The sequence below is a fragment of the Secundilactobacillus similis DSM 23365 = JCM 2765 genome, assembly GCF_001311075.1.
GTDB classification, from domain to species: domain Bacteria; phylum Bacillota; class Bacilli; order Lactobacillales; family Lactobacillaceae; genus Secundilactobacillus; species Secundilactobacillus similis.
The window spans coordinates 1-11,448 of record NZ_BBAD01000097.1 but is presented as its reverse complement, the minus strand read 5'-3'; the positions used below and the strand labels follow the sequence as shown (position 1 = coordinate 11,448).

5 protein-coding genes and 4 pseudogenes are annotated in these 11,448 nt (G+C 47.6%); 6 read left to right on the top strand and 3 right to left on the bottom strand.

Translation table 11 applies throughout. The annotated features are described in order from the left end of the window. Positions 1-178: 178 nt before the first annotated feature. The 3 genes and pseudogenes from yidC to rpmH all read right to left on the bottom strand — a co-directional run bounded on the left by yidC (position 179) and on the right by rpmH (position 1,572). Positions 179-1,008, bottom strand: a pseudogene (yidC, locus tag JCM2765_RS14630) (membrane protein insertase YidC). After that, positions 1,005-1,366 (bottom strand): annotated as a pseudogene (gene rnpA, locus JCM2765_RS14625) (ribonuclease P protein component). Before rnpA ends, yidC begins: the two co-directional pseudogenes overlap by 4 nt. A gap of 71 nt (positions 1,367-1,437) precedes the next feature. After that, the gene (gene rpmH, locus JCM2765_RS14620) at positions 1,438-1,572 is read right to left on the bottom strand and encodes a 50S ribosomal protein L34 (RefSeq protein WP_054737356.1); all 135 of its coding nucleotides are present in this window, start codon (positions 1,570-1,572) and stop codon (positions 1,438-1,440) included. A 483-nt stretch (positions 1,573-2,055) separates the two neighbouring features. On the opposite strand from rpmH, the pseudogene dnaA reads away from it, so the two are divergent. The 6 genes and pseudogenes from dnaA (at position 2,056) to gyrA (ending at position 11,313) form a co-directional block, all read left to right on the top strand. Continuing rightward, positions 2,056-3,386: pseudogene (gene dnaA, locus JCM2765_RS14615) on the top strand (chromosomal replication initiator protein DnaA). Between the two features lie 253 nt (positions 3,387-3,639). After that, positions 3,640-4,779 carry a DNA polymerase III subunit beta gene (dnaN, locus tag JCM2765_RS14610; RefSeq protein WP_054737355.1) on the top strand — a complete coding sequence of 380 codons (1,140 nt, stop codon included), beginning with the start codon at positions 3,640-3,642 and terminating at the stop codon, positions 4,777-4,779. A 498-nt stretch (positions 4,780-5,277) separates the two neighbouring features. Next, a complete protein-coding gene (gene yaaA, locus JCM2765_RS14605) occupies positions 5,278-5,523 on the top strand; it encodes a S4 domain-containing protein YaaA (RefSeq protein WP_156301816.1) in 246 nt (81 codons plus the stop codon). Positions 5,524-5,526: 3 nt separating this feature from the next. Continuing rightward, complete coding sequence (gene recF, locus JCM2765_RS14600) at positions 5,527-6,648, top strand: DNA replication/repair protein RecF (RefSeq protein ID WP_054737354.1); 1,122 nt, start codon at positions 5,527-5,529, stop codon at positions 6,646-6,648. Between the two features lie 32 nt (positions 6,649-6,680). Continuing rightward, positions 6,681-8,627 carry a DNA topoisomerase (ATP-hydrolyzing) subunit B gene (gene gyrB, locus JCM2765_RS14595; protein ID WP_054737353.1) on the top strand — a complete coding sequence of 649 codons (1,947 nt, stop codon included), beginning with the start codon at positions 6,681-6,683 and terminating at the stop codon, positions 8,625-8,627. 131 nt (positions 8,628-8,758) lie between these two features. Beyond that, a pseudogene (gyrA, locus tag JCM2765_RS14590) lies at positions 8,759-11,313 on the top strand (DNA gyrase subunit A). Positions 11,314-11,448: the final 135 nt, after the last annotated feature.

Here is an 11,448-nt window from a genome sequence, read left to right as displayed (position 1 = left end):
ATTCCACTCTGAACTTACACAGCCGAAACCTGCATTTTGAACCACATTTCGGCTATATATATCAGTCTAGAACATCACCTCTTAACGCCACAAAAAACACCTTCAAAGCAACCAACACAAAGTTGTTTTGAAGGTGTTTTTTTAAGCTAAACCTGCTGCCATAACAGCAACCCTAACCCTATTTCCGTCGACTTTGCTTAGCTCGACGCACTGCTTTTTTGACCTGACGTTCGTGGTCCCGCTCTTCGCGTAATTTTTCTTCACGTTCGCGACGGATCTTCCAAGGATTTTGGATTACCAAGGTTTGACCCACTTGGAACGCGTTGGTAATTACCCAGTAGAGTGATAGTGCACTTGGTAAGCTCAACGCGGTGATGAAGATAATAATCGGTGTGCTGACCGTCATCATCGTGGTCATGCTGTTTGATTCGGGTTGCCCCTTCATCATCAGCCATGAACTCAAGAACGTGAGCACCGCAGCTAAGATTGGCAGGATAATGTATGGATCCCGTGACCCCAACTGCAACCATAAGAAGTGACCGGACCGCAAAATGTCCGTCCGCCAGATGGCCTGGTACAGTGCCAGATAATTGGCAATTGCACAACCATTGGCAAACAACCGGCTACCGGGTTCACGCCGGCTTCACTGTAGAGTTTTTGTTGCTCCTCACGCAGTTTGGCCATTGTTTCTTGATCCCGGGACGAGTACTTCTTTTGGAGCGCCTTTAATTGTGGTTGAATCTCTTGCGTCTTGCGCATGCTTCGGGTCTGGAACACCATCAAAGGTAAGATGATGATCCGCACGATGATGGTGAAGACAATGATCCCCATCCCGTAACCGCCGAAGATGTGCGCTAACCAAATAATGGCCCGCGAGAAGTTCAATAGGATGACGCCATCCCACAGCCCCGTACTATGTTCGGTAATCGGTTGATTGCCACAGGCAGTCAGTAAAACCGCTAAACCGATGATCCCAAACATGGTCACAAATCGTTTTAATTTTTTCACTGGTTTTCCTCGCTGTAATCATGATCAAGCAATTTTGCAAGCTTTAACACGTGAATCAAGTGTCCCTTCAGTTCCTTCATTGGCATCTCAGACGCAGCTGGTCTGGCAATTACCAATAAATCAACATCTTGCTTGAGAACCGGTTTGAGCTCAGTGAGCGACTGCCGAATTCGACGCTTGACCCAATTACGATGAACCGCATTGCCAATCTTTTTGCCGACCGAGATACCAACCGGAAATGAGGTTGCCCTGGCCGTTCCAGCCGATACACCACAAATTGCCGGTTGGCTACTGATTGACGCGCTTCAAAGACTTCTTGAAACTCCGCTTCCTTTTTAACGCGGTAAGATTTTCGCATAATGCATCTCCAAAACGTTACTGCCTGCTTTTCCCACTATAAAAATAAAAGACCACTGAACGGTCAGTGGTCTATGCAGACAATACTTTTCTACCCTTTTGACGACGACGGGCTAAAACCTTACGGCCGTTGCTAGTTGCCATCCGTTTGCGGAAACCGTGCACGCGTGAACGGTGACGCTTCTTTGGTTGATATGTGCGCTTCATAAAATTACACCTCCTGATCCTCAGGCATGAAGCCATTTATTTACATCTTAAATGCATTTCTAAAATATAATAGCATACCTTTGCCAAAGTTCAAAGCCCGTTTTGCATTTTTCTTGATTTTTTTTGTGGGAAATAAAATTTGTTTCATGAAATTGCTTGTGGATAACCTGTGAATTTACCGCTTTCTCGCTCACGTTTTCCACGAGGTTTTCCACTAGTTCACAGCCTGTAGTTTCTCAACTATTTTTTCTTGTTGATTCTGGGGATAATCCTGTGAAACACTTGATACTACTGGATTTGTTTTACACAACAACCTGTGGATAAAAATGTTTCACAGAGCTTTATTAAAAGTTATACACAGCCTTGTGGAAAACTTTATCCCACCCCTGTGGAACAATTATCCACAAGTTGAAAAGACTGTGGAAAACTTTTTTCACCCATGCTACACTAAATTTATTCATTTAATATTGGGGAGGAAAACCAGTGCTTGATTTAGACACGCTCTGGCACGCAATTACGGAGGGCTTCCGCCAAAAATTGTCGTTGCCGGCTTTTAATACTTGGATCGATACTGCGGTCCCAGTTAAACTTACTAATCATCGTCTGACAATCAAGCTACCATCAGAATTGCATCGTGACTACTGGCAAAGTAACTTAACGCAGCCACTGATCGAATTTGCTTATGAATTCGCTCATGACGATATCCAACCGATTTTCGTCGTAGAGACCGATGATGACCCGACGGTATCCACACTGAACCAACCCGCAGCTGCAACGGCCACCCTGAGCCAAAACGCGAAGTTAAACCCAAAGTACACCTTTGAGACCTTCGTGATCGGTAAAGGGAACCAAATGGCCCACGCAGCTGCTCTCGTGGTTTCAGAAGAACCCGGCGTCATGTACAACCCACTCTTCTTTTATGGTGGTGTTGGCCTAGGTAAAACCCACTTGATGCACGCGATCGGTAACAAGATGTTAGCTGATGATCCAACAACTAAAGTAAAATACGTGACGAGTGAAGCCTTCACCAACGACTTCATCACCGCCATTCAGTCGAAGACGCAAGAACAGTTCCGTGAGAAGTATCGGAGTGTTGATCTCCTATTAGTAGATGACATTCAATTCTTCGCAGATAAGGAAGGCACGCAAGAAGAGTTCTTCCATACCTTTAATGCGCTCCACGACGATGGCAAACAGATCGTTTTGACATCTGATCGCTTGCCTGATGAGATTCCAAAGCTGCAGGATCGGTTAGTTTCCCGGTTCCAATGGGGCTTATCCGTTGATATTACGGCACCTGATTTGGAAACGCGAATTGCGATTTTGCGGACCAAAGCTGAAGCTGATCAAATCGATATTCCTGACGAAACCCTCAGTTACATTGCCGGTCGCATCGATTCTAACGTCCGGGAACTTGAGGGCGCACTTGCGCGGGTTCACGCCTATTCCAAGCTCGTTAAGAAGCCAATCACAACGGAACTCGTTGCCAGTTCGCTGAAGAGTCTTAAACTTGACCGCCGTTCCAGCGAACTCACGATTCCGCTGATTCAGGAAAAAGTTGCCAAATACTACCACGTCTCGCTGGCCGACCTTAAGGGTAAGAAACGGATGAAGCCATCGTCATGCCACGGCAAATTGCGATGTACCTTTCCCGGGAGTTAACGGATAGTTCCCTACCTAAGATTGGTAATGAATTTGGTGGTAAAGATCACACCACTGTCATCCACGCCTACGATAAAATCGCTGGTGCTTTGAAAACCGACACTGATCTTCAGGCTGAAATCGACAATTTAAAGACCGAGATTCAACGGTAACCGCTGTCACTCAAAAAAGTAATCGATTTGAACATTGAATTCATCTCGACTACTTTTTTACCCGCTTATTTAAGCTATGATGGAGGTACTGCCAAACGGCCTTGTGGACAACTAGTAAAACTATCCACAAGTTATACACATGTGGATAACCCAATAGCAATCAGTGTTCCGCTAACTTATCCACATTATCCACTGCCCTACTACTACTTTTCTTTTTATTAATTAATAAAGAACTATAAGGAGTGCTCACACAATGAAATTCACAATTAACCGTGCTGCGTTCATTAAAGAATTAAACAACGTCCAACGGGCGATCTCGTCGAAGACGACGATTCCCATTTTGACGGGTCTCAAATTAGTGGCTGACGATGCTGGTTTAACCTTAACTGGTTCAGATGCTGATATTTCGATCGAAACGTTGATCCATGCGGATAACCCAGATAACCAACTGGCGATTGCCAGTACTGGTGCCATTGTGTTACCAGCGCGGTTCTTCAGCGACATCGTTAAGCGATTACCAGAAGATACCTTAACGTTAGACGTGACAGAAGGCTTCCAAACTGAGATCACTTCTGGTTCAGCATCATTTACGATCAACGGCTTGGATGCCAACAACTATCCTCACTTACCTGAAATTGACGCCACCGATGCCGTTTCACTGTCAGGGAACGTTTTTCGTGAACTGATCAACCAAACGGTTATCGCGGTTTCAAACCAAGAAAGTCGCCCGATTTTAACCGGGGTGCATTTTACGTTAGTTGACGACCAACTTTTAGCCGTTGCAACCGATAGTCACCGGTTAAGCCAACGTAAGATCAACTTGCCACAAGCTGCGTCAGCCATGTATGACGTCATCATTCCTGGGAAGAGCTTAACTGAGCTGTCTCGAATGATCGGGGATGACAATCCCGATGTTGAGATGCGCTTGTCAGAAAACCAAGTCCTCTTTACCATTGGCGACCGTTACTTCTACTCTCGTTTGCTGGAAGGTAACTACCCAGATACGTCTCGCTTGATTCCTAAAGAATCCACAACGAGTGCGGAATTTGACGCGAAGGCCCTTTTGGCTTCGATCGAACGGGCTTCGCTGTTGTCACACGAATCACGGAACAACGTGGTTAAGTTAACGCTGGATCCTGAAACCGATACGGCAACCATTTTTGGGAACTCGCCTGACGTTGGGAACGTTGAAGAAAGCCTGACACCAAGTGAATTGACCGGTGAAGCACTTGAAATTTCGTTTAACCCAGACTACATGAAGGACGCCCTTCGTTCGTTTGGTCAAACGGCAATTAAAATCGCATTCACGTCACCATTGCGGCCATTTACGCTGGTGCCAACTGAAGATAGCGACAACTTTGTGCAATTGATCACCCCTGTTCGGACGTTTTAGTTAACGAACCGAATTGCAAAAGCCCCGCTCAGTAACGTGCTGAACGGGGGCTTTTTAGTGGCGTGAAAGAAAACTAACGGCACTGAATTTGATAGGCAACGCTACGTTACTTTTTGAAAAGTGACGATTTTAGTCTGCTAACGGAACGTTACTGACGGGCAGTTAAAAACAATCGCTGGTCAAGTTGCGTATTTTAATCAGGAATCAGCACTTAACGTGGCAATCGTCATCCGTCACGACAAAGTTTGACTCAGTAATTTAGTGTCGCTGATTTGAACTAGCTGCCTGTTAATGACGCCTCAGAGCGTCTTAATAGGCCATTACAGTTCGGTATTTACCAAAATTGGCCTTAAAACGGCTAAAAACGCGAAATTCAAATTCTAAGCGTTTTTGGCGCTTCCTAGGCAAAATACCTTGAATGGGCTTAAAATCGCTCAAATAGCCAGTATCGAAAGTGAAACTGTACTTTGGCCAAAAAAGCGTATAATATAAGGGAAAATGAAGGTGGGTGAAGCCGTGAAGAAGGAAGTTTTGATCAAACCACCATACATGACCTTAGGACAACTGCTTAAAGAAGAATCAGTTGTCAGTTCTGGTGGTCAGGCAAAGTGGTTTTTAAAGGAACATGCTGTGGATGTCAATGGTGAACCAGACAATCGGCGCGGACGTAAACTATATCCAGGAGATACGGTCGATGTTAAAGACGTCGGACTGTTTTTTATTCGCTTAAAACCGGGCAATTAGCCAATGGAATTGAACGAATTAACGTTGCATCACTTTCGCAATTACGAAGATTTGGACGTCACATTTGGCTCAGGCGTGAACGTCTTGCTTGGGGAAAACGCCCAGGGAAAGACGAATATGCTGGAAGCCATTTATTTTTTGGCCTTAGCGCGGAGTCACCGAACCAGTAACGATCGCGAATTGATCAGTTGGCAGGCGGAGACGGCTCAAGTTAAGGGCCGAGTTCAAAAGAGCAGTGGTGTGACACCGTTAGAGTTAGACCTTTCTAAGCACGGCAAAAAAGCGAAGGTCAACCACCTTGAACAAGCCAAATTATCGGCTTACGTCGGGCAGTTGAACGTGATTTTGTTTGCACCGGAAGATCTCAGCCTTGTAAAGGGTGCCCCTCAGATTCGGCGTCGGTTTATGGATATGGAATTTGGCCAAATGAGCCATAAGTATCTGTATAACCTAGCACAGTACCGGACGATATTACGGCAACGTAATAAGTACCTGAAGGAACTCGGCAATAAACAGCAGTCGGATCTCGTCTTATTAGACGTGTTGTCTGACCAGCTAGCAGGCTACGGGGCTGAGATCATTGCGCAACGCGTGACGTTACTGAAACAGCTAGAAGTTTGGGCGGCTCAGATCCACCAAGAAATCTCGCAACAAAAAGAGGAACTTGTCTTTCGGTACGCGAACAACGTGGCCGATGACGATTTGGTGGATGTGGCCCATATTCGTGCGGCGCTAACGAAACTGTATCAAGAGCGCCGTGATAAGGAACTGTTTCAACGAACGACCTTAATTGGCCCCCATCGAGACGATTTAAAGTTCTTTGTGAACGGCAACGACGTCTCGAAGTTTGGCTCACAAGGTCAGCAGCGAACAACGGCGCTTAGTGTGAAGTTAGCCGAAATCGATTTGATGCATGAACAGACCGGCGAATACCCGGTGCTGTTGCTCGATGACGTGTTATCAGAACTGGATGATATGCGCCAAACCCACTTGTTAACGGCGATTCAGGATAAAGTCCAAACCTTCCTGACAACGCCAAGTTTAAGTGGCGTTGCTCAGAAACTGATTCACGAACCCAAGATTTTTAACATTAGTGCTGGTCAGGTCCAGACTGATGAGCAGTAGGATACCGGGATTGACAGTAAGGAGGAAGTCACTTGGCTGATGAACAAGAAACTAAAAAAGAGCGTGCTCGGGAATATGATGCGAGCCAGATTCAAGTCTTAGAAGGGCTTGAAGCGGTTCGGAAACGTCCAGGGATGTACATTGGGACCACGAGTTCACAAGGTCTCCACCATTTGGTTTGGGAAATTGTGGATAACGGGATCGATGAAGCCCTTGCTGGATTTGCGGACGCAATTCACGTGACGGTTGAAAAGGATAACAGCATCACCGTTGTGGATAACGGTCGTGGGATCCCTGTTGGGACGCAAAAGAAGACCGGTAAGTCCGCTTTGGAAACTGTCTTTACGATTCTGCATGCCGGTGGTAAATTCGGCGGCGGCGGGTACAAGGTTTCCGGTGGTCTGCATGGTGTGGGGGCATCCGTTGTGAACGCGTTGTCCTCTGAACTAGACGTTAAAGTTGTTCGAGAAGGCAAACGTTACTACATGGACTTTGCTTATGGCCGGGTGAAGACCCCGATGAAGGTGATCGACACAGACCTCCCAGACAACGTTCACGGCACAACGGTTCACTTCCTGCCAGATCCAGATATTTTCCGTGAGACCACGGTTTACGATATCAAGGTGTTGACCACTCGGATTCGGGAACTGGCCTTCTTAAACAAGGGCTTGCGGATCACGATTCGTGACGAACGCCCTGAAACGCCAACTGAAGAATCCTTCATGTACGAAGGCGGAATCAAGCACTACGTTGAATACTTGAACAAGAGTAAGGACGTGTTGTTTGAAGAACCAATCTACGTCGAAGGTGAAGAAAAGGGCATCACCGTTGAAGTCGCCATGCAGTACACGGATGATTACCATTCCAACCTGCTCACCTTTACGAACAACATTCACACCTACGAAGGTGGGACCCACGAAGAAGGCTTTAAACGGGCCTTAACGCGGATCGTGAATGACTATGCGCGGAAGAACAACTTGATGAAGGATAGCGAACCTAACTTGAGTGGGGAAGACGTTCGGGAAGGCTTAACGGCCGTTGTTTCCGTTAAGCACCCGGATCCTCAATTTGAAGGGCAAACGAAGACGAAGCTGGGGAACTCGGATGCCCGAACCGCAACCGACCACCTCTTCAGTGAACACTTCATGAAGTTCATGATGGAAAACCCAACGATTGCTCGCAAGGTTGTGGATAAAGGCCTGTTAGCTTCCAAAGCCCGGGTTGCCGCTAAGCGCGCCCGTGAAGTCACGCGGAAGAAGAGCGGTCTTGAAATCAGCAACTTACCAGGGAAACTGGCGGATAACACCAGTAAGGATCCTGAAATTTCTGAATTATTCATCGTCGAAGGGGATTCCGCCGGTGGGTCTGCTAAGCAGGGTCGCTCGCGGTTGACGCAAGCTATCCTCCCGATTCGTGGGAAGATTTTAAACGTTGAAAAGGCCAGCATGGATAAGATCTTGGCTAACGAAGAAATTCGTTCCCTGTTTACCGCAATGGGCACTGGTTTTGGGGACGACTTTGATGTTGCGAAAGCGAACTATCACAAGTTGATCATCATGACCGATGCCGATGTCGACGGCGCCCACATTCGGACGCTGTTGCTGACCTTGATCTACCGGTACATGCAGCCACTGTTGAACGCTGGCTTTGTTTACATCGCCCAGCCACCACTGTACCAAGTGCGCCAAGGTAAGATGCGTCGTTACATTGACTCCGATGAAGAGTTAGACCAGATTATGGGGCAACTACCACCATCGCCTAAACCAGTGATCCAACGGTACAAAGGGCTTGGTGAAATGGATGCCAGCCAATTGTGGGAAACCACGATGGATCCAGAAAAGCGGCGGTTATTACGGGTCGATCCAAGTGACGCTGCGGAAGCCAACGAAGCTTTCACAACGTTGATGGGCGACAAGGTTGAACCACGACGCGAATTTATCGAAGCGAATGCACGCTACGTTGAAAACTTGGACGTTTAGTGAGTTAGTCACAGGTTATCAACAAGCTGTTCATAACGCAGTAGTAGAACGTATACGAGGCTGGGAGGTTAAGTATTTTGGCTAATGAAGAATTACCAAGTCGGATCACCGACGTCGATTTAGCGACAACGATGCGGACATCCTTCTTGGACTATGCCATGAGTGTTATTGTGGCGCGGGCGTTGCCCGATGTCCGGGATGGGCTAAAACCCGTTCACCGGCGGATCTTGTACGGGATGAACGAATTGGGGGTCACCCCTGATAAGCCATACAAGAAGTCGGCCAGAATCGTTGGGGACGTTATGGGTAAGTTTCACCCCCACGGGGACTCCGCCATTTACGAATCAATGGTACGGATGGCCCAAGACTTTAGTTACCGGTACATGTTAGTTGATGGTCACGGGAACTTTGGCTCCGTCGATGGTGACGGCGCCGCTGCCATGCGGTATACCGAAGCTCGTTTGAGTAAGGTTGCCATGGAAATGTTGCGTGATATCAACAAAGATACCATCGATTACCAACCTAACTACGATGGCTCAGAAAAGGAACCCGCTGTTTTACCAGCGCGCTTCCCTAACCTGTTAGTGAACGGGGCTTCTGGGATCGCCGTTGGGATGGCCACCAACATTCCACCGCACAACTTAGCAGAAGTTATCAGTGCGTTGCACATCCTGATGAAAAATCCGGATGCCACCACCGCTGACTTGATGGAAGCCTTACCTGGACCTGATTTTCCAACTGGTGGGGTCGTGATGGGCAAATCCGGCATTCGGAAAGCTTACGAAACCGGGAAAGGCACCATCACCCTGCGTGCGAAAGTTGAAATTGAAGAAGATAAGAACGGCAAGCAACGTATCGTTGCCACCGAAATTCCTTATATGGTCAACAAAGCCCGTTTGATCGAACGAATCGCCGAATTGGCCCGTGATAAGCGGATCGAAGGCATCACCGATGTGAACGATGAATCCGACCGTGAAGGGATGCGGATCGTGGTTGACGTTCGCCGGGATGCCAGTGCCGAAGTCATCTTGAACAACTTGTACAAGATGACTCTGATGCAGACGTCATTTGGCTTCAACATGTTGGCGATTGTGAAGGGTTCACCGCGAGTTTTGAGTTTGAAAGAAATCTTGCAGTACTACCTGGAACACCAACTGGAAGTTATCAAGCGTCGGACCGCATTTGAACTGAAAAAAGCCAAGGCTCGGGCCCACATCCTTGAAGGATTGCAGATTGCGCTGGACCACATTGATGAGATCATCTCGATCATTCGTGGTTCCCAGACGGCTGAAGTGGCCAAGCAGGAACTGATTACCCGTTTCCCACTTTCCGAAAAGCAAGCACAAGCTATCTTGGATATGCGACTCGTTCGGCTGACTGGTTTGGAACGTGACAAGGTTGAGCGTGAGTATGCGGAATTGTTGAAGTCAATTGCCGAATACGAAGCCATCTTGGCTAGCGAAGACCGTCAAAACGAAATCATTTACCAAGAATTGCTTGAGATTCAAAACAAGTTCGGTGACGAACGTCGGACTGAACTACTCGTCGGTGAAGTGCTGAGTCTTGAAGACGAAGACTTGATTGAAGAAGAAGATGTCATCGTTTCATTGACTCACAACGGCTACATCAAGCGGTTGCCAACGTCTGAATTTAAGGCGCAAAACCGTGGTGGTCGTGGGATTCAAGGAATGGGTATCCACGATGACGACTTCATCGAACACCTGATTTCAACCTCAACTCACGATGTGCTCCTGTTCTTCACCAATGCCGGTAAGGTTTACCGGATGAAGGGCTACGAGATTCCTGAATACGGGCGTTCGGCTAAGGGGATCCCAGTGATCAACTTGCTGAACATTGAAGCAGGCGAAAAGATTCAGGCCGTTATTAACGTCTCTGACGCGGCCGGCGATCAGGAGAAATACCTGTTCTTCACGACCTTGAAGGGGACCGTTAAGCGGACGCCAGTGGCTGAATTTGCCAACATCCGAAGCAACGGCTGAAGGCCTTGAGTTTGAAGGATGAGGACCAATTGATCAACGTTTCAATCGTCGATGACGACCAAGCAATGATCATTGGGACCCATGGCGGGTACGCCGTTAGCTTTAAGGCTAGCGATGTCCGGTCAATGGGCCGTTCAGCAACTGGGGTACGTGGTGTCCGCCTGCGCGATGATGATTACGTCGTTGGGTCCGCAATTTTAGGACCAAACGATAACGTCTTTATCATTTCTGAAAAGGGTTATGGTAAGCAAACGCCGGCTAGCGAATACGCCATTAAAGGGCGTGGCGGTAAGGGGATTAAGACCATTAACGTCACGGCCAAGAACGGGCCATTAGCTGGCTTGACGACTGTCAGCGGTGAAGAGGATATTATGTTGATCACCGATAAAGGGGTCATGATCCGCTTCGGTGTTGAAAACGTCTCAACCACTGGTCGGGCAACCTTAGGGGTTCACCTGATTCGGTTGGATGACGATGCCAAGGTCGCTACGATGGCGGTTGTGGAAAAAGAACCCGATGAAGAACCTTCAGACGCATTGTTGACTGACAACGCAGATGACGCTGCTTCAACGGATGCTGATGCTGCAACGACCACTACTGATGATGATAGTGATACCTCACTAGACCGGTTAGTTGACCGTGCTGAATCAGATGATGATTCGACGACGGATGACGATGCGGAATAGTTAACTGAAATTTGCATGACAAAAAGGCTGCCGGTTGGCAGCCTTTTTTGTTTACGCTTGTGTCCAGCGTAAGCATGCCTCGTTTGTGAAATTCAGTGATTCTGGTTTTATATAGTGGGAAGATGCCGCGGGAAG

Excerpts from the sequence above, each read along its gene's own strand:
- dnaN (WP_054737355.1), top strand. The coding sequence starts at position 3,640 with ATGAAATTCACAATTAACCGTGCTGCGTTCATTAAAGAATTAAACAAC.
- rpmH (WP_054737356.1), bottom strand. The coding sequence starts at position 1,572 with ATGAAGCGCACATATCAACCAAAGAAGCGTCACCGTTCACGCGTGCAC.
- yaaA (WP_156301816.1), top strand. The coding sequence starts at position 5,278 with ATGAAGGTGGGTGAAGCCGTGAAGAAGGAAGTTTTGATCAAACCACCA.
- recF (WP_054737354.1), top strand. The coding sequence starts at position 5,527 with ATGGAATTGAACGAATTAACGTTGCATCACTTTCGCAATTACGAAGAT.